The organism is Bacillus cereus group sp. BfR-BA-01522 (assembly GCF_022662635.1).
GTDB classification, from domain to species: domain Bacteria; phylum Bacillota; class Bacilli; order Bacillales; family Bacillaceae_G; genus Bacillus_A; species Bacillus_A cytotoxicus.
The window spans coordinates 1-18,299 of record NZ_JAKUDY010000008.1; the positions used below are offsets into that span (position 1 = coordinate 1).

Genomic DNA, 18,299 nt, shown 5'->3' on the forward strand with positions numbered 1-18,299 from the left:
CCAAGTTGCAGGGGACATATTGTAATAGCTACGTACCCTGTTTATAGCAGTTCGAAACGTCTTAATATGCGCTGCCTTTACATGTGTCACATTAGCGGTGATGATTTCAAATTGATGTTTTCCTTCTCAAAATAGATATGAACCCCAAGGTCTATCAGTTTTCGAACCATCTCCAAGCAGTCTGTAGTATTTCTCGCAAATCGGCTGATGGACTTTGTAATAATTAAGTCAATTCTCCCAGTTTCACAGTCTGATAACATTCTAAGTAGGTCAGAGCGGTTTTCCTTTCTCGTGCCGCTGATTCCCTCGTCATAATATAGGCCTGCATATTCCCATTCTGGATTCGCCTTTATGTAGGTTTCATAATAGGTCTTTTGTGCTTGCAAGCTGACAAGTTGTTCATCACTATCTGTAGAAACTCGGCAGTAGGCGACTACTCGTATTTTGGGCTTAATAAAAGAATTGGCCGTATTTCCTTCTATTTTCGTTATCCTTTTCATCCTCTCACCTCCTTCTTGGTAGGTCACATATTACCTCTGAAACCCTTATATATCAACGATTTCAGGGCATTATCTCAGCTAAAAAAGGGGAGAAAGTTTGGCGGTTTAATGCGTCTATCTTGTTAAATTCCACTTCAGTTATTAAGCCTTTTTCGAGCATCTTTCTCAGCAACTTTTCTGCCTGGATATAATCAAACTCACGTTGTAACTGTTCCTGTGACACTCTCTTAAGTGCGGTGGTGCTTTTGTCTATAACCTCATCCGAGATCTTCGTAACTTTTTTATCCTCGTGCTGATTCACTAGGAATCACCTCCTACCTAATAGCCGTGGGAACAGGTCGAAGTTGAGGATTTGTAGAATTTAATTAAATCAAGGCATAAAAAAAGAGCCTGCAAGGGAAGAACCCCCGCAGGCTAGATAAATTAATAGTTTAATATTTTATTTAGGAATCTCGATGATTTTTAACTCGCTCAATTTGTTAATCATACTTAATAAATGCATCCGTAAAGCCTGCCTTTTTAGCCTTGGCAAGCTGTGCCTCAGCATTTGCTTTATCCGAATATGCACCGATCTGCACACGGTAATATTTCTTTTTCACTGGTTCTGCTGGCTTATTTTCTGTGATTAGTAATTTCTTCACATCCGCTCGAAAGGTGTCCATACTCTTCCCATGTTTAGGGAACCAGTGAATCACATCCCCATGGTTACTGGCAATGCCTCGTTTATAACCTTCGCTGTGACAGATGATATCTTTTTCGCTAAATCCATAGAGTTTGCAAAGATGTACACAAAGCTCCACAGCTTCCTTGTAAACAGCAGAAAAATACGAGGCATCGGTCAATCCGTCCTCGCAAATTTCAAATCCAATATGAGTATTGTTCGCAGCTCCGCCAGCATGCCAACCTCGGTGATTCCAAGGTAATGTTTGATAGGTAGCAATGGAACCATCTGTTAATTTACCAATGAAGGCATGGACACAGACTTCACGCCCTCCAGGTTTGTCTTGATTCCAATGGTTGTTATACTGGTTCTTTCCTAGCAAGCCATCGTCTGGGCCAACGTAGCGCTTCAACCATGGGTTGTTTGCACCAGTCGAGTGAACCATAATACCCTTTGGCGTTATGGTTTTACCCGCTTTATAGCAGGCATTGTTCGTAAGTATTAGTTTGCGTAACTTCATTAAAATCACCTCTAATCAAATATTAATTCAATCATCTTCCATCACCAGGCTTAGGCGGTTCCTTATCACGTCCATGTAGTTGCTGTAGAACCGATTTTAGGTTTTCTGGGATAGGCAGTCCAATATGTCCAGCATTCTCCAAAATGGATACTCCTTCATTACTTAGGTAGAAAAAGATTACTGCAGTTCGTAAAATGCCACTATTTTCTCCAATACTAACCAAAATTTGTGTATCGATAATATGAGCGATGCCTACCATTATAAAGATGAGTACCTTTTTGAAAATCCCCTTAGCACCGATTTCGCTACACAGTTTTTTGTTTGCAATTGCACAAAAGACACCTGTCAGGTAGTCAATGATCACAAAAGCTACCAGTGCATAGAGAAATCCGTCATAACCGCCGAGAAACCACCCAAGAAATCCACCGACTGCGGCAATAGCCAGCTGTATCCAATTCCAAATTTCTTTCATTAAAGACACCTCCGTTTCGTGTATTTCCATATAGAAAAGCGCCCCTGCAAATGACAAGAGCGCTGAATTTTATTTTTACATTATTTTTATTAGGTCATGAATTTGTTGCATCACATCTGCCCTAGGTCTTCCTGTACCAATAGGTAGCCATGTGACAGATGGTGTATCGAATGCATGGGAAGAATCGAAACTATTAATCATCATAATAATCGCATCTATAGCTTTACGCATTTCAACGATATGGAATGGCCAATTCTTAACAGTGGTCTTTCTTGCGATGATCTCCTCTTTCCAAGTTGCAGGGGACATATTGTAATAGCTACGTACCCTGTTTATAGCAGTTCGAAACGTCTTAATATGCGCTGCCTTTACATGTGTCACATTAGCGGTGATGATTTCAAAAGGTAATGCTAAAATCGTGAAGGTACGAACAACTTCTGTGCTTGCTGACTCGATATCACTGTCAAGGCAACGAAAAGTAACGGTATGATTTCCTACAGAAAGAGGTTCTGCTTGGTAAATCGTCTTGACACCATTACCAAGATAGCCGCTTACAGAAAACCGCTCAGGATTGTCCACGCTATTTTGCCATGGACCAGAGTCAATCCTTACCTCCACTATTTGTGTTTGTCCATCTGGTTCAATCCCTGTTGTAATCATAAAACGTGGTGTAGAGTTATAAGTAAAATTGCCAGACATTGGACAGTCCACTACTGGTGATGCAGGTGGGCTGTTTTTCTTTACCATGTTGCTAACTACAAAGGCAGAAACTGCATCAAGTGCATCTGTAACACTGATTCGATAACGGGTATACCGACCAGCTATTTGTGAAGCATTTACCTGAAGGCTACCTGAGGTATTGCTTGAAATAATAGTCGTCAGTGCTACGTATGCCGACCAATTCACACCATCTGTCGATGTAGACTGTTGTATGACATACTGCTTAATCGCACTGGTTCCAGGTACCGTCCCACTCCATGAAAGATTTATTGTATTAGCTTCATATATAGGAGGGTTTGCGGCAAAAATAGTCGGTGGTATGGGCAGTATGTTTTTACGAACAGTATTGCTGGAAATAGTCCAGTCTGAGTAATAATCCTCACCAGCCGTACCACGAGTTCTTATTCGAAACCGACGATAATGGCCACGTGTAGCAGGTGGACTGACATTTAAAATACTGCTTGTTGCAGAAGTATTGACTATAGCCAATGCCAGCCAGGCACCCCAATTGATGTTATCATGTGAATCACTGTACTGTATTTCATAGGAAGTGATAGGGTTACCTGCACCGCCAGATGCTCCGCTCCAAGAAAGAGTGACATTTCCTTCAGATAATGTTGCACTTACCGTGCAAAGGGTCGGTGCTGCACAAGCTGTGACATTACAATAGATACTATTGCTGACTTTTTCTATTGAATAAACATCCAATGTATCAATTGTCCAAATACCAAATTGAGTATATGTTCCTGGAGTCCTTGAAACTATTGGGTTATAGCTCCCTCCGCTTGCCGCCAGTGTCAACGTGGTCAACACATTCCACGCACTCCAAGTACTATTATCCGTAGATGTGCGACTGGCAATTTGATATCCCTTAATTGGACTGGTACCGTTAGATGCTCCGCTCCAATTAAGCGTGATAGTCTCATCGCTATATGCAGCCGGGGAGGCAACAGCAGTCGTCGCTGGCTTTGGCACCGTATTTCTGCGGATGCTGTTTGTGGATACTTTCCAGCTAGAGTAATAACTAGCACCTGCTGTACCACGGGTTCGTACCTGAAATCTACGATAATTACCTCGGGTAGGAGGCGGTGCAACGGATACACTACCACTTGTCGCTGTGGTGGTCACCGTTGTCAGAGCAGTCCATGCTCCCCATGTGACATTATCGGCGGAATCACTATATTGAATCTCATAACTGGAAATCGTATTATTGATGCCTCCAGAAGCACCGCTCCAAGAAAGAGTCACATTCCTTTCCGCAAGTGTTGGAGAAACAGTACAAGATGTTGGGGCTCCACAAGCTGTAGTAAGCAATGGAGCACTTAGTACCGTATAGCTTGAATTGGTAATTACACCAGAGGATAATGGCAATCGTCCATCAGATACCACTTTGAATGTGACTGGCTGGGTTGCATTACCTGTAGTAGAAGCGCAGGTTACCGAAACATATCTGAGCCTTGGTGTGGTCCCTTCCCAGTTATCTCCATCCGCCGCTTTAATACGTACCTGTGAAGAAGATCCATTTACAGTCATAGTGCAAAGCAATGCATAACCACTACGGATAAAGGAACCTGATGAACCCAACGCAGCGGATATGGTGAAATTGTATCTCATCTGACTATTATTTAGACGGCTTTTGGTATAAGTAATTGTGTAATGGACGGTCGGGCTAGAACCCGCCTGCAGAGTGATGCCATTAATATCCGCCACTTACATTCACCTCCTCCTATTCATAAACAGCCGAAACTAGCGAGTTTACCAGCCCACAAAGGCTAGTATTCAATCGGGTATCTATAATGTTATTTGCTGAAATCGATGTGGCAGCCGAAGGTACTAAAACATCAGCGATGCCAAGTTCATAGACATCGCTTGTTCTTGTCAACTCTGGAGCTATGGGTGTTGCTGCGGGAGTACCCGTGACAATGGCAAGCTGAATGCTCCTCGTAATTTGACTTAAGCGAACCACAACCCGGTCTATGCGAGGATTGCTTCCGTCTGCTGTAGAAAGTGGTTTGTTTAAAACATCCGTATTTTCATATCGATAACCATTAATCCACGCACTGCCCGCTGCTATGCTCACTACCAACCCAATCCCTGGAGACACCAGAAGGTTTGTTGGTGTAGAATAAAATACACCATTCGAGACAAGGCTTCCAAAATATGCAGCGAAATCTGTTGCGTCATAGATTCTATCTCCATCAGATGAGTTGAAAAATCCACTTTTCTCCATAAACTATTCCCTCCTTACTAAACGGTTTTTGTGTACTCTATAACTACATAGCCTGTATATGCAGTTCTATCATTGCCTGGTTCGACTACAATGTCGGTCATATTCACGAAGAGTCCGATTTGAGATGCAAAGTTGTTGTAACGAGCAAGGGGCAGTGGCAAGAAAACACTCCCATTCGTGACAAAACCGGTTAAACTGACAACAGTGCTGAGGTTTGCTATACCATGAGGTACATGTTTTGGTGTTGTATCCGTAAGCGAACCGAGATTTATCTCTTTACGATAAATCGTCTTGCCATCTATCCAGAGCCGCCCTGTGTTTTGTTCTGTAGTTGAATAGTCGCTAAAAGAAGAAACCATTTTAGTAGCTGTAATTGTACGGTCTGCAATTTTTAAACCTGTAACTGCTCCATTGGCAATTCTTGCAGTAGTTACAGGTTCATTATTGATATTAAGCCAGTTTGCTTGTCCAGAAGGGTTATTAAATACGAAAACAGAAATCACATAGAAAGTCAGCGTATTGCGAGAAATAAAGAAACCCATTGCCCGCTGATATCCATTTCCCGTATTGTCCCCGCTATGTTTTATCAAAAAGACATGGCCGTCGTCACTTGGCTGGTCACTAAACTTATTGCCACTCCATGAGGTGAAATAAAAGGCATCTCCAGGTTTCATATAATACAACGCATATTGTCCAATCGATATAGTTCCTCCGCCAACATTGATTTCGAGCGCAGGTAGTTTTCCATACAGATTGTTGATAGTAGATGCTACGTTGTCTCCTTGAATCTTTGAATCTACCTCCGTCAAGTCGCCTAAGGTTTCCTCAACTGCTACTAGCGTATCCTCCACTGCTCCTAAAGCCTGTGCAATTTCAGATATGCCAGTTGGAGCCGATATTGCTGTTTTCACCTCGCTCAAGTCGGAGTGTAATTTTTGGGCTATTGTCAATTCAGCTTTTCCGAATACTACACTGATACTCCGGCCATCTGCGTCATAAGTTTCTTCAACTTCGGTGATACGTGTCGTCATGGATACACCCCATGCTTTGGAAATAACTTTGACGGTCTGCCCAAGATCGAAGTCTATCTTATATGACAAATTACCGTGTGGATTGACCGATGTATCAAATGAATAGCGTATGGCTTGCTCACTCAGCTTACTTTGACCTCGAAAGATTAATGTATCAATGTAATCTAAACCAAAGTCTTCTGCCCGTAAGTCCTTAGCATCCACAAAAATTTCGTGCCTTGTCTCACCAGAGCCACTTGTAATTGTAACAAAAGTTCTGTCTGGACCTTCTCCTTCACCACCAACAAGGGCGGTGTTGGCATAATCTCCAGCACTTATTGTATAAATCTGTTCTGTAAGGTTTTCATATTCCTTAGAAAATACAGCTTGTGATTCCGTTCCCATATATAACGCTACGGTAAAAACCCCTGTAGTAGGAGTGAACACAGTCTTAATGCCAACATCCGATGCAACACATAGTTCCGTCACAGCATCCATCAAATTTCGATACGATACCTGTGTGCTGATAGGAACATTAAAGTTTGGAGCAGAAAAGGATATGTTCGCAATCTTCCTTGCTACATCAGAAGGATTGATAAGATTATTATTTAAAAGTTGCTCTACACAAGTAGAAATATCACCAGACAATTTCTCCGTTTGCCAAACAATGCGGCGGGAGAGGAAGGAAGTTGCAAACCGACCACTTGCAGTAATAATTTCATGCTCGGTTTGAGAAAGTTCCAGATGTTCGATGATCCCGACTTCCTCATCATCATTTTTCCAGATGATATTTCCTTCCTTTAATAGCTCTGTATTTTCCGTAGTTGCAATCGCTTTTAACTCAAATGAGCCGCACTGGGAATAGCGTCTCGTCCAGCGTAAGTACTCAAAGGACTCCACAATGCCCACAAGCTCTCGGTTTGAATTGTAGATATACAGTTCCATCTTCACACCCCCAAAAACTGCGGACGAAAGTAAATACTAACCTCTAGGAGTTCCATATTGACTGAAGCATCGTATCGTAGTGTATTAAGACCTGCCGCGAGTTGAAAGAACACCGAATTGGTATCCAACAGTGAAAAAGCATTTGTAATCGTTGACCCATTAATCTGGACCACACGCTTACCAGCGAAGTGGGTGTATACGCGAAGTTCATCCCCAGCGCTCATTGTAGTGAGAAGTCGGATATATTCTCCCGTGTCTATGTTTAATAGTTCAGGGTTCGACACAGTACCTAAGGCTCGGAATACAATCTCACATCCACAAGATACATCCCCGATATTTTCCACTGTAATGATTTGGCTAGGTTGACGCATTCCGAACTCCATCCCACTCATAGGAATTTCCAATTCAAACTCAAATAGCGGTATCCATGATGCCAGTTCCTCTCGCACCTCATTTAATGTCTCGAAGAAAGGGGATGGGCAGAGTAGACTGACAAAGAAGTTTGGTATTCGTTGCCGATTAGAAACACTAAAACCTGCCTCCTCCACCACGCAGGATATCTGTCGGTCACGGTATTGAAGGGTCCCTAGTAGCTTTGGGCTGAATATTTGAAGGAATCGTTGTCTCCTTTTAAAGGCTTCATCGGGAGTATCAGCAACAACCGTACCTTCAATCGTTATGTTTCGCATATCTAGTGTGGAGGAAATATAAAAAGCGCCATCCTGATCCGGCGCCTTGAAAGTGTTGACGGTTTGACGAATATTTCCAGTACCGTCTACCTTCGTAAGAAAGTACGGTCGGCTTTGCTTAAGCGTAATACTCTCTCCATCTCTATTGGTGTATGTTAGCTCCATTTCCGTACCTCCTTTACAATTCAAGTGCCAGTTTACGGGATAGGTTCTTAAACTCCCGTGCTAATTCTTTTTCTGATAGAGCTTTAGGTGTCACAACTGAAATATTTTGAGTGATACTTGAACCCGTGGCATTACCTTGTCCAGATACACCTCTGTAATTAAAATCAAAGCTGGTTGGTACTGCATTTTGCATATCCCTTGAAACTGCTGTCATTGCATCCTCAAAACCTACACCGATACCTTCACCCATGTTGTGGCCAATTCCAGCAAATAGAGTTGAAGGGGAGCGGATACCGAAAAAGTCTTTAATCCTTGAAACAACATTTCCGAAAAACCCGGATATTTTACCCCATAACCATGCACCTGCGTCTGATATACCCTTCCACAGCCCTTTAATCAAATTGCCGCCCACTTGTGCCATTTGACCGATATAGCCAGTAAAGGCCCTAACCAGTCCAGAGATAATCTGCGGTACGGCTTTTACGATCTCCACGATTATCCTTGGCAGATTTGCAATCAGTGCCACAAACAGTTGTACACCCGCTAAGATAATCTTATCGATGTTACCAATAATGGCATTGACCAGCGAGCTAACAATCTTGGGAATAGCACCTACAACAGTAGTAATAATCTGTGGCAATGCCTGTATGAGTGATATTAGAAGCCGGATACCTGCATCAATAATCAAAGGAATCGACCCAATAACAGCACTGATGATACTATCGATAATTTGCGGAATTGCTTCCACAACTGCTGTAATAATGGTAGGCAAAGCTGTGACCAGTGAGGTCAATAATTGAATACCCGCATCAATAATCTGTGGAATAGATGCAATGATAAAATCCACTATTGCTTTGATGATGACCGGTAAGGCAGAAGTAAGCTGAGGTATTGCCTCTACCAATCCCTGTGCTAACCCTATAATCAACTGCAAAGCGGCATCCAAAATGAGTGGTAGGTTATCCATCAATCCTTGGACAATCTGCATAACTGCAGAAACTGCCGCAGGGATGAGTTGTGGTAACGCTATGCCGATTCCCTCCACAAGTGCTGTTACTAATTCAATTGCTGCATTTATCAGCAGTGGAAGGTTATCAATTAATGCACCGACAATCGTCATTAGAGCACTTACCGCAGCTGGAATAAGTTCGGGTAAAAGGCTCAAAATTGTTTCCAGTACTTGCGCGAATATATTTGTAACTAATTCAAGAAGCATTGGAAGCAAGTCTGCAACCGCTGCTAATATTGCGCCCGTCGCTGTTGGTAATGCGGCTACGATATTTTCTAAAACCGGTACAATATTAGTGACAACCGCCTCGAAAGCATCAACAAGATTCTCAGTCAGATTCGTCATATCAGCATTGGCATTACCGAGTCCAGCTGTAAATGAACCAAGTGCGGCCTGTAGTAACCCAATAGAACCGGAGATTGTCTCTGTTGATTCTTTTGCAAAGTTACCTGCATACTGCTCTGTGTTCTCAAAGAACATTTGCATTGCTACTTCGGCTTTTTCCGCTTGTGTTGCAGTATTCCAAGTGAAATCCAGACCCTTTGCGAGAGCATAGGCTTCGATGTTTGTAGCGTTCATCGCAACACCTAAGTTATCCATCATATCAAAGTTACCCTTTGCCGCCCCAGTGACTGCCTCCAATGCCGAGGACATATCAATACCCATAACAGATGCCATGTCTGCCGCACGTTGCATGGCCTTTTCAGTTAGCTCAAGACTTCTCTGTTGCTGTATACCAGAACCTTGGAATAACGCGCCCATTTTGTTGGCAGTTGCAAGGTACTCACTTTGGGAAACACCTAGATTTTTATAGGCTTCCTCACCAGTTTTCTGAATCGATGCAGCATATGCTCCAAAAACCGCCTCCGATCCACCTAGGTTTTGTTCTAATTCTCCGAACTGAGTAACTACCTCTTTACCTAACTTAATAGCCGCGGCTCCAGCGGCAACGGCAACCGCACCCATCGCCACACCAATTCCCTTGAGTACACCGCCAAGCTTTTCAAACCTGCCACCAGCATCCTCTGCACTTTTACCTGAATCCTCTAACTCTTCACCGAGATTATCCGCTTCAATTGTAGACTCCTCAAGTTCACGTTCCATAAGGTTCAGTTCTGCCTGAGCCCTATTTAATTGTATCTGCCAGTTTTGGGTACGACGGTCATTTTCACCGAAAGAGGAGGAGGCATTATCAAGGGCAGCCTTAAGGGTAGAAATCTTTTCTTTCTGTGCGTCAATTTCTTTATTTAAAACGGCATTTCGAGCCGTAATCGATTGAATGGATTTATCGTTTTTATCAAATTGACTGGTTACAAGGGCCATTTCACTACCTAGTACCTTAAATGATTGATTGATTTCGGAGAGTGCCTTCTTAAATTCTCGCTCACCCTCGACACCTATTTTTAATCCAAAATTATCCGCCATACCTTCACCTCCTCCTATATGCCTAGTGGGATAATATCGTCAATGGTCTGAGTTTTCTTTGGCTTTTCAATGCCATGCCACTGCTTATGGCAAGCCCATAAATCAAAAAACAGTCCAATTGGCAGAAGCCAGAATTCCTCTGCCTCCATGCCCATCTGGACTGTTCCATAATAAAGAAGCCGGGTAAAGACCTCAGCGTCCGTTACCCGACTTCCACGTTTTTTGGAGTTTCCTCCTCACTTTCCACATTTCTCTTTGTACCTTTGAACATTGCCTCGGTAATTGCAGTTTTATATGCCGCTAAGTCAAGCGGTGAAGTAAGAAGCTCCACTTCTTCCTCTGTAAGCAATTCTTCTGGTGCGTTCTTATTCTTAAGATTACGAATCAAAATGGACTGGTTTGCAAGCAATGTAATTAGCCAAACAATCTCGTCCAGTGCCATCTCGAAGTTTTCTGATTTCATCAGCTTTTCTCCAAGGTTTTCAAGACCACCGTAACGACCCGCAATGGCCTTTGTTGCACGTGTAGTTAAAACCAGTTCATACTCTTTGTCACCTATGTTGATTGAGGCACTTCTATCATTATCCATGATTTCCCCTCCTATGGTTCAGGTGTATATACAGGTTCATAGACCTCTGTGAACCAACCTGTTATGGTGGTCGATGAAACACCAGGATCACCTTCTGTAACTTCCGCTTTCCATGGGTGCTTGCCCAATCCATCCAGCTTATTTCTACGCATAACGGTTCCCTCAATGGTGGGTGTAGAAAAGGTAATGGAATCAGCCTTTGTCTGCAAGTTGGTTGCTGGTAGTCCAAACTTAACGCGATACAACCAAAAATAGCGGTATGTTCCATTAGCCCTTTGCGCACGAAACCCAACTGCAACGGGTGTACCCACGTTTTCACTGGCTGAGATTAATACTCCGTTATCATCTGTAGAAGCACCAGTTAAATCCGCTGCGACTGTCGGACCAATGTCGTCTACACCGAGAGTGAGAGTACCACTGTTAAAATCTTTCACAACCTCAGCCGCTCCGTCGTCAGCATACAGAATTGCTTCCACCAGTTCTACCGAGAGTTCAGCAGTGATGGCTTTTGCAAGTACAGAAGGTTGGGCATAAGTTTCCTCACCGTTAGCGTCCTCGGTTATTTTTGAATAGTACAGTCTATCAAGACCGATCGTTGCCATGTGTTATTCCTCCAATCTATAGTTTTTAGCCACATCGATGGCGTAATGATGATATCCAGTATCATCCTCGTGACCGATATATCTTCGTTCGGTCACAGTAAACTCTGCATTTATTAAAGAAGTTGTGAGCTGTCTTTTCCGCCTTAGATAGTTATTTTTAGAGAACAGTGATATCCTCGCTTCCTGCACATCAAAGCCTGGACGGTTATCCGCATGAACTTCAAAAATATCCGAAAGAGGGAGAATCACGACATACTCATCTGGTGCCAAACCTGAAAAAACCCCGGTTTCCACGGGAAGCGGTATAGTGGAAACAAGGGTATTCAATTCCTCTAAAATATTCATATTTTCTCGATCTCCTCCTCCAGCTTGGCGACCATTGCGTTGATGCAAGGTTTCCTGGATGTATTCCTCGCAGGCTTTAGGAAGGGTTTTGCAGGCTGACCATGTTTGCCATATTCGATGATGCTGGCAAGTTTAGCATTGCTCTCACCGTCAGATCGCGGCTCAGCAAAGCCAACTTTTACATTGAAGTTACCGTTTCTATCCTGCTTTGCACTCGAGAGTCCTAATGAAGATAGCAGCTCGCCCGTACTTTTAGATGGATATTTCGTGCCATTGCCTACCACCTTACTTAGATTTCCCTTGACTTTATCCAGCACCACTTCACCGCCAACTTCCAAAACCTTAGGAAGAATCACATCGGTCTGGTCAGCTAATCGGGATACCTTTAAAAGGAATTCTTCTGGCATCTTTATATTCGCTTTTGCCATATCCATCACCTCACAGTTGGTTCTAGCTTTTCGGCTAAAACCTCGACATACATACCTCGATTTCTTACATCCTCAACACTTAAAATTTGATATCTGCCATCATCGCAGACGATAACCATTTCATTGGTCACCTTAAGTCCGAAGATTTTTCTAAACCTGAATAGGGAAGTTGCAGATGAAAATGATGCCATATTCGTCCATCGCTCACTGCCATGCCGATCTTCCTTGTAAGCAAGTACACTTGCGAGTATGTTGTCATCTTTTGTGGCGAAGCCTTCCTTATCCTTTGTGGGTATCGTGCAAATGATATCGATAAAGGTGTTCATCTTCCCAAAGCTCATGCTAAACACCCCACTCTCTATCAAGTCGTAAAAGCAAGTTCACTGTATTCCATACTTGTTGCCCCGCCTGTACACTATCAGCAAAGAAACCTGCCGTCGAGCCATCCCTGCTTTCATAGAAATGGCTCGATAACATAATCACTGCCTGTTCTGTTGTTGGAGGCATGGCATGGGTTTCATAATAGTTTTCAGGAACATGCTGATAGCTCTGTGCATATGAGACTGCCGCAGTGATAAATCCAATAAGGAGGGCATCATCTTGGTCATGCGCCAAAATTAAGTTTGCCTTAACTTTAGGCAAAAGATTGTCTGCCACTGCCATACCACCAACCCCCTTTACATTCCACCTTAGTCCGTCTCCATAAGCCCCGCTGCCTTTAGTTTGGCAAGCAGAGCATTGAAGTCCGTAACTAGACCAGCAACATCGGTGGCGGTGCTGTCTGCCTGGTTTTCAGCAACAGGAAGCCCCATAACCGAGGCCCCTTCTTTAATTTCTAAAACACCTCCGATGACAGTTTTTTCTCCGCCTTGTTCGGTATAATTCTTCGTGTTATAACTCATAAAGCACCCCCGTTACGCTTTCTGTTGGAGTACCTTAACGGCCTCCGGTAAGATAAGCTTTCCATCAACTCGCTGAGTCGCAATAAATCCTACTTGACCTGTAACAGCATAGAGTTCATTTAATCGTTTGAATACGCGTCCTTGACGGTCTGCCACCCAGTAATAACTAAAATCACCGAATACCATAGTCTTTGCACCTGCTTCAATAGTAGGTACATATGATGAGGTGTACAGCGGACGGTTAAGAATCGTATCAGGTGTCCCCGCTTGGACAGAAGGTTGCCATAGGTACTGACCATTACCGTCTTTTAATTTACGGATAGCTTTTATAGTGGCATCATTCATTACGAATACTGCCTTATTTCGATACGGTGCTTTTAAACTGTAGAATAAATCTAATACCTCATCCAAAGTAATGGCAGTGGCACTTGCCGCAGTAACACCAACTTGACCGCCACCAGTAGCATTCAGAATTCCTGTTGGCTTTCCTGTACCGTCACCTATAAAGAAGGCTTCCTCCTCCTTGTTACCAATGCGACGGGCAAATTCTCTTGTGATGTAGCTTTCGAGATTAAACACGGAATCATTTAGCAGTTCCTCAGAGACTTTGATCATCGTTGCTAGTTTATAAGCACCAATCGATACTTGACCGAAGCTGTCATCACTCTCTGGTATAGCTCCCTCTTCATCGATCCAACTTGCAGTGCCTTTGCTTGCAACAACAGGAATCTTGCGGTCACCAGAAGATGTAGTGATTACATTGGCCAACCTACGGAAGATATTTTCTTCCTCTAGGGCTTCTACAAGCGTATGCTCAAACTCATCTGGCACGAGGAATCCGCCTTCGGAATCAGTGCCAATCTTTAAAGCGTTCCTTACTTCATAGCTGACATTGTCACGCATCGCATTCCAGAAAGCTTTTTTGTATTCAGCACTTGCGCGACCAGTCTTTTCCTCTCCAGTTCTAGTAGGTTCGTTCGTAATTGGGTTACTGGTTGCTTTCGACAGTTCCAAGTCGATAGATGCTTGACGTTCTAAACGCTCAATTTCCTTACCAAGAGCCACCACATCGGCTTCCATTTTTTCATAGGTTGTCGTGTCCTCAGCGGATAACAGTCCATCGCCGCCACGTTTTGAATCAAGGAATGCCTTTGCTGCGTCCCATGCTTTAGCGCGTTTCTCACGCAATTCAAGAATTTTACTCATCGTTATTTCCTCCTTTAAATTAGTGCGAAATTAAAGAAAGCCGCTTATCGAGCGACTCAATGGGTGTACCTGTTTTCTGTTTTGGTTGTTTTGGAAGTTTGTTGATAAGCGAGTTAGTAACCGCCATCCTGCTAAAAATAAGACTATCTGTCAAATCTGGTGTTTCACTTTCCATGAACATGATCTTATCTGCAAAACCAAGTTCAATAGCCTTATTTGCATTCATCCATGATTCTGCATCCATCAGATGGGAGAGTTTTGTTCGGGAAAGACCCGTTTTTAACTCATAGGCATTAATAATACTTTCCTTGACCTCATCTAATAGAGCCTTTGCTCGAAGCATTTCCTCACTGTCACCGATCGCAATCGTTGATGGGTTATGAATCATTAGCATGGAAACTGGGGACATATATACATCTCCACCCGCCATTGCAATAACGGAAGCCGCACTTGCCGCAAGCCCATCAATCTTTACAGTGACTTTTCCGGTATACTCCATCAGCATGTTATAAATCTGGGCTGCTGCAAACACATCCCCGCCAGGGGAATTAATCCACACCGTAATATCGCCGGTGCCTGCCAGCAATTCATCTTTAAAAATCTTAGGTGTAACCTCATCGCCCCACCACGTTTCTTCGGATATCACTCCGTTTAAATAGAGGGTACGTTCTTCATCAGAATCTCGCACCCAGTTCCAGAACTTCCTCATTTACTGACCTCCTTCGGTTTTGGCAAACGCGCCTGCGTCAGCCAGTTTTGTCATATTTCCGTTAACCAGATATAAATCGCCGCCTTCCTCAGCTGGTATGCGGTTCATATCCTCCAGTTCACGGATATCGTTGGCTGACATCCAGCCATTTTGCCGACCTGTAGCGTAGCCATTCATACGACTTTGGTAATCACCACGTAGCAGACCGTCCAAATTAAACTTGATAAACAGTGAAGTTTTCTCAGAAGGCAAAATAAGCGATTGCTGGAGACTTTGTTCCCATCGCACCACCCAAGGATCGAGGGTGTATTTTACAAACTCCAAAGACTGTTGCTCAATATTGGAGAAACTGGATTTCTCTAAATCTCCCACCATATGGGGCGGTACTCGGAAAATCCTCGCAATCTCATTAATTTGGAATTTCCGTGTTTCTAGGAATTGTGCCTGTTCAGGCGGGATACCAATGGCTTGGAACTTCATGCCCTCTTCCAACACAGCAATTTTGTGAGCATTGCCTGTGCCTTGGTAGGCACTATTCCAACTATCCTTGACCCTCTGTATATCTTTGATTACTCCTGGGTGTTCCAGCACACCTCCGGGATTAGCACCATTGGCAAAGAATGCCGCACCGTACTCTTCAGTAGCAAGTGACATACCGATTGCATTTTTCGCCATAGCGATTGGGCTATAGCCAATGAGTCCATCAAAACCTAAGCCAGGTATGTGTAGAACTTCATCTTTACGGAGTGTGACATAGCCACCTTTTGGGTTTAGGCCACTTTCATCAGTATCACGATAGTAGGTATAGACCAGCTCTCCGTTTGTTGCTCGACTAACTTCCATCTTGTTAGGAAGTAGGGGATAAAGTGCAACTGCCTGCCCACGACCGTTTCTGACCACCTGTGCATAGGCATTGCCCCAAAGCAAAAGATGACTCATCAGTGTTTCTCGAAACACGAATGAAGTCATCTCTGGATTTGGTTCATCATGAAGAAGGTAATACAGCGGGTGAAAAGGAATCTTTTCTTTACCTCCATCAGAACGATATCTATATACATGGAGTGGCAGTCCTGCAATCGCTTCAGCTAGTATCCTTACGCAGGCATACACTGCTGTTGCTTGCATTGCAGTACGCTCGTTCACTGTTTTGCCAGATGACGTACCACCAAACAGGAAGGAAAATGCACTACCCACACGGTTTTGCGGTTTGTCCCTTGACCGAAACAGTCCTTTTATTAGATTCATAGGCGTCACCTCCGAATATAAACATTGTGCTAACCATTAAGGTTCAAAAGACAATCAAACCTCTCTCGTCATACACCGAATCTCCACTATTACCTGAGCCACAGCGTATAGCACGATCAAGTGCCATGATAGTTGCTACCGCCCCATCTATTTTTTCTGTGCTTTTTTCCTTGTCCGGCTTCACGTTGCCTGCCGGATCAGTTTTTATAAAGATGTTGTCCATCATCCAACGAAGTACTGGATGCCCACCGTGCGCTATTCTTTCTTCTAATGTCAATTTCATCAGTTCTTTGGTTGGTGGTGACATATCTTTAAAGCCTTGACCGAAAGGAACGACAGTAAAGCCTAATCCTTCAAGGTTCTGAACCATTTGAACAGCTCCCCAACGGTCAAAAGCAATCTCTCGAATGTTATACTTTTCTCCAAGTTCCTCAATAAACCGCTCAATGTAGCCGTAATGTACTACATTGCCTTCTGTAGTTAGAATATACCCTTGCTTCTCCCAAAGATCGTATTGCACATGGTCTCTTCGGACTCGGAGGTCAATGTTGTCCTCTGGCATCCAAAAATACGGAAGAACAACGTATTTATCTGTTTCATCCTCCGGTGGAAACACCAACACAAAGGCTGTAATGTCTGTTGTAGAAGATAGGTCAAGACCTCCATAACATACCCGCCCTTCAAGACTTTCTGGAATAACTGGAAATGCACAGGCATCCCATTTTGCCATTGGCATCCAACGGACAGACTGTTTAACCCATTGATTCAAGCGCAATTGCCGGAAGCTATTTTCCTCAGCTGGGTTCTGCTTTGCACTTTCACAAGCTGCCCTTACCTTGTCAATCCCCACCGTAATTCCCAAGCTTGGATTTGCTTTCTTCCACACTTTTGGATCTGTCCAATCATCCTCTTCTTTAGCACCATAGATTACGGGGTAAAAGGTAGGATCGTATTTTCTGCCCTCAATAATATCAACCGCTTTTTGGTGTGTTTCGTAGCAGATACTTTGAGTATCCGTTCCCGCTGTGGTGATAAGAAAATACAGCGGTTGGGTCCTTGCATCCCCAGATCCTTTCGTCATAACATCAAATAGTTTCCGATTTGGCTGAGTATGAAGTTCATCAAAAACAACACCATGTATATTGAAGCCGTGTTTGGAGTAGGCTTCAGCCGACAATACCTGATAGAAGCTGTTGGTCGGCAGGTACACCAATCGCTTAGTTGAAGCAAGCAACTTTACTCGTTTATTCAGCGCTGGACACATCCGCACCATATCGGCTGCTACTTCAAATACAATTGATGCCTGCTGGCGGTCAGCGGCACAACCGTACACCTCTGCCCGTTCTTCACCATCACCGCAAGTGAGGAGAAGCGCAATTGCTGCGGCAAGCTCGCTTTTTCCCATCTTTTTAGGTATCTCTACATAAGCAGTGTTAAACTGCCGATATCCATCTGGCTTTAAAATTCCGAATAAATCACGGATTATTTGCTCCTGCCAATCGATAAGTTCAAAAGGCTTACCTGCCCATAAACCTTTCGTATGGGAGAGTGCTTCGATAAAAGCTACAGCGTAATCAGCAGCATCCTTATCGTAATATGACCCATCAGCTATAAAGGCGGTCGGCTTATATTTCTTCAGTTTCCGCATAAACACCGCCCCTTTTATGAAAAAGGACAAAAGAAAAGAGCCTCAATCCTATAGATGAAGCCCTTCTCCTTATCCTAGTTAAATTTTATTTACTTCTTTTCATCCACTTCCCCCGTCAGTATGAAATGAGCATATTCCGTTTTATGGTCTATTAAATAGACTACCAATTCATAAAACCCTCGTTCATTTGCTTCATACTGGACTCGGTTTGCATCAAACATATTTGTGACTCCACTTTCTCGGATGGAAAGGATTTGTTCTTTGATTATCTCATTCATG

Annotated in this window: 20 protein-coding genes and 1 pseudogene; all 21 read right to left on the reverse strand. The window is 43.4% G+C overall.

Annotation, left to right across the window (positions count from 1 at the left end):
• Positions 1-101 precede the first annotated feature (101 nt).
• Positions 102-500, reverse strand: a pseudogene (locus MR059_RS12935) (recombinase family protein); the annotation flags it as partial.
• 61 nt (positions 501-561) lie between these two features.
• Positions 562-801: an SHOCT domain-containing protein gene (locus tag MR059_RS12940; protein ID WP_079421704.1), complete on the reverse strand. Its 240-nt coding sequence runs from the start codon at positions 799-801 to the stop codon at positions 562-564.
• 178 nt (positions 802-979) lie between these two features.
• The gene (locus tag MR059_RS12945) at positions 980-1,681 is read right to left on the reverse strand and encodes an N-acetylmuramoyl-L-alanine amidase (protein ID WP_242161836.1); all 702 of its coding nucleotides are present in this window, start codon (positions 1,679-1,681) and stop codon (positions 980-982) included.
• Between the two features lie 31 nt (positions 1,682-1,712).
• Positions 1,713-2,153: a phage holin family protein gene (locus MR059_RS12950; protein ID WP_242161837.1), complete on the reverse strand. Its 441-nt coding sequence runs from the start codon at positions 2,151-2,153 to the stop codon at positions 1,713-1,715.
• Positions 2,154-2,228: 75 nt separating this feature from the next.
• A complete protein-coding gene (locus MR059_RS12955; RefSeq protein WP_242161838.1) occupies positions 2,229-4,583 on the reverse strand; it encodes a hypothetical protein in 2,355 nt (784 codons plus the stop codon).
• Between the two features lie 16 nt (positions 4,584-4,599).
• Positions 4,600-5,103, reverse strand: coding sequence for a hypothetical protein (locus tag MR059_RS12960; RefSeq protein WP_018664403.1), 504 nt, complete (start codon positions 5,101-5,103; stop codon positions 4,600-4,602).
• 17 nt (positions 5,104-5,120) lie between these two features.
• Positions 5,121-7,058: a siphovirus ReqiPepy6 Gp37-like family protein gene (locus tag MR059_RS12965; protein WP_242161839.1), complete on the reverse strand. Its 1,938-nt coding sequence runs from the start codon at positions 7,056-7,058 to the stop codon at positions 5,121-5,123.
• 2 nt (positions 7,059-7,060) lie between these two features.
• A complete protein-coding gene (locus MR059_RS12970) occupies positions 7,061-7,912 on the reverse strand; it encodes a phage tail family protein (RefSeq protein WP_040303594.1) in 852 nt (283 codons plus the stop codon).
• Between the two features lie 13 nt (positions 7,913-7,925).
• Positions 7,926-10,346, reverse strand: coding sequence for a phage tail protein (locus tag MR059_RS12975; RefSeq protein ID WP_242161840.1), 2,421 nt, complete (start codon positions 10,344-10,346; stop codon positions 7,926-7,928).
• Between the two features lie 202 nt (positions 10,347-10,548).
• Positions 10,549-10,935 (reverse strand): hypothetical protein, encoded by a 387-nt coding sequence (locus MR059_RS12980; protein WP_019155108.1) that lies wholly within the window; start codon positions 10,933-10,935, stop codon positions 10,549-10,551.
• Positions 10,936-10,946: 11 nt separating this feature from the next.
• Positions 10,947-11,537, reverse strand: a complete 591-nt coding sequence (locus tag MR059_RS12985) for a major tail protein (RefSeq protein WP_018664396.1) — start codon at positions 11,535-11,537, stop codon at positions 10,947-10,949.
• Between the two features lie 3 nt (positions 11,538-11,540).
• On the reverse strand, positions 11,541-11,882 hold the full coding sequence (locus tag MR059_RS12990) for a hypothetical protein (protein WP_039236509.1): 342 nt from the start codon (positions 11,880-11,882) through the stop codon (positions 11,541-11,543).
• Positions 11,879-12,310 carry an HK97-gp10 family putative phage morphogenesis protein gene (locus MR059_RS12995; protein WP_242161841.1) on the reverse strand — a complete coding sequence of 144 codons (432 nt, stop codon included), beginning with the start codon at positions 12,308-12,310 and terminating at the stop codon, positions 11,879-11,881. The genes MR059_RS12990 and MR059_RS12995 overlap by 4 nt, the downstream gene beginning before the upstream one ends.
• Before the next feature lie 5 nt (positions 12,311-12,315).
• The gene (locus MR059_RS13000; protein ID WP_019155112.1) at positions 12,316-12,651 is read right to left on the reverse strand and encodes a head-tail adaptor protein; all 336 of its coding nucleotides are present in this window, start codon (positions 12,649-12,651) and stop codon (positions 12,316-12,318) included.
• A 1-nt stretch (position 12,652) separates the two neighbouring features.
• Positions 12,653-12,973 carry a head-tail connector protein gene (locus MR059_RS13005; protein ID WP_000257312.1) on the reverse strand — a complete coding sequence of 107 codons (321 nt, stop codon included), beginning with the start codon at positions 12,971-12,973 and terminating at the stop codon, positions 12,653-12,655.
• Between the two features lie 26 nt (positions 12,974-12,999).
• On the reverse strand, positions 13,000-13,212 hold the full coding sequence (locus MR059_RS13010) for a head fiber protein (protein WP_242161842.1): 213 nt from the start codon (positions 13,210-13,212) through the stop codon (positions 13,000-13,002).
• Positions 13,213-13,224: 12 nt separating this feature from the next.
• Entirely contained in the window at positions 13,225-14,418 is a 1,194-nt protein-coding gene (locus MR059_RS13015) for a phage major capsid protein (protein WP_242161843.1), read from the reverse strand.
• Between the two features lie 19 nt (positions 14,419-14,437).
• Complete coding sequence (locus tag MR059_RS13020; RefSeq protein ID WP_242161844.1) at positions 14,438-15,127, reverse strand: head maturation protease, ClpP-related; 690 nt, start codon at positions 15,125-15,127, stop codon at positions 14,438-14,440.
• On the reverse strand, positions 15,128-16,372 hold the full coding sequence (locus MR059_RS13025; RefSeq protein ID WP_015926201.1) for a phage portal protein: 1,245 nt from the start codon (positions 16,370-16,372) through the stop codon (positions 15,128-15,130).
• Between the two features lie 43 nt (positions 16,373-16,415).
• Positions 16,416-18,020, reverse strand: coding sequence for a terminase large subunit (locus MR059_RS13030; RefSeq protein ID WP_242161845.1), 1,605 nt, complete (start codon positions 18,018-18,020; stop codon positions 16,416-16,418).
• Positions 18,021-18,109: 89 nt separating this feature from the next.
• Positions 18,110-18,298 (reverse strand): DUF5049 domain-containing protein, encoded by a 189-nt coding sequence (locus tag MR059_RS13035; RefSeq protein ID WP_015926203.1) that lies wholly within the window; start codon positions 18,296-18,298, stop codon positions 18,110-18,112.
• Between the last annotated feature and the right edge of the window lies 1 nt (position 18,299).

What these genes read in the sequence shown, in the direction of transcription:
- MR059_RS12945 (WP_242161836.1), bottom strand. Translation starts at nt 1,681, where the DNA reads ATGAAGTTACGCAAACTAATACTTACGAACAATGCCTGCTATAAAGCG.
- MR059_RS12950 (WP_242161837.1), bottom strand. Translation starts at nt 2,153, where the DNA reads ATGAAAGAAATTTGGAATTGGATACAGCTGGCTATTGCCGCAGTCGGT.
- MR059_RS12960 (WP_018664403.1), bottom strand. Translation starts at nt 5,103, where the DNA reads ATGGAGAAAAGTGGATTTTTCAACTCATCTGATGGAGATAGAATCTAT.
- MR059_RS12965 (WP_242161839.1), bottom strand. Translation starts at nt 7,058, where the DNA reads ATGGAACTGTATATCTACAATTCAAACCGAGAGCTTGTGGGCATTGTG.
- MR059_RS12970 (WP_040303594.1), bottom strand. Translation starts at nt 7,912, where the DNA reads ATGGAGCTAACATACACCAATAGAGATGGAGAGAGTATTACGCTTAAG.
- MR059_RS12975 (WP_242161840.1), bottom strand. Translation starts at nt 10,346, where the DNA reads ATGGCGGATAATTTTGGATTAAAAATAGGTGTCGAGGGTGAGCGAGAA.
- MR059_RS12980 (WP_019155108.1), bottom strand. Translation starts at nt 10,935, where the DNA reads ATGGATAATGATAGAAGTGCCTCAATCAACATAGGTGACAAAGAGTAT.
- MR059_RS12985 (WP_018664396.1), bottom strand. Translation starts at nt 11,537, where the DNA reads ATGGCAACGATCGGTCTTGATAGACTGTACTATTCAAAAATAACCGAG.
- MR059_RS12990 (WP_039236509.1), bottom strand. Translation starts at nt 11,882, where the DNA reads ATGAATATTTTAGAGGAATTGAATACCCTTGTTTCCACTATACCGCTT.
- MR059_RS12995 (WP_242161841.1), bottom strand. Translation starts at nt 12,310, where the DNA reads ATGGCAAAAGCGAATATAAAGATGCCAGAAGAATTCCTTTTAAAGGTA.
- MR059_RS13000 (WP_019155112.1), bottom strand. Translation starts at nt 12,651, where the DNA reads ATGAGCTTTGGGAAGATGAACACCTTTATCGATATCATTTGCACGATA.
- MR059_RS13005 (WP_000257312.1), bottom strand. Translation starts at nt 12,973, where the DNA reads ATGGCAGTGGCAGACAATCTTTTGCCTAAAGTTAAGGCAAACTTAATT.
- MR059_RS13010 (WP_242161842.1), bottom strand. Translation starts at nt 13,212, where the DNA reads ATGAGTTATAACACGAAGAATTATACCGAACAAGGCGGAGAAAAAACT.
- MR059_RS13015 (WP_242161843.1), bottom strand. Translation starts at nt 14,418, where the DNA reads ATGAGTAAAATTCTTGAATTGCGTGAGAAACGCGCTAAAGCATGGGAC.
- MR059_RS13020 (WP_242161844.1), bottom strand. Translation starts at nt 15,127, where the DNA reads ATGAGGAAGTTCTGGAACTGGGTGCGAGATTCTGATGAAGAACGTACC.
- MR059_RS13025 (WP_015926201.1), bottom strand. Translation starts at nt 16,372, where the DNA reads ATGAATCTAATAAAAGGACTGTTTCGGTCAAGGGACAAACCGCAAAAC.
- MR059_RS13030 (WP_242161845.1), bottom strand. Translation starts at nt 18,020, where the DNA reads ATGCGGAAACTGAAGAAATATAAGCCGACCGCCTTTATAGCTGATGGG.
- MR059_RS13035 (WP_015926203.1), bottom strand. Translation starts at nt 18,298, where the DNA reads ATGAATGAGATAATCAAAGAACAAATCCTTTCCATCCGAGAAAGTGGA.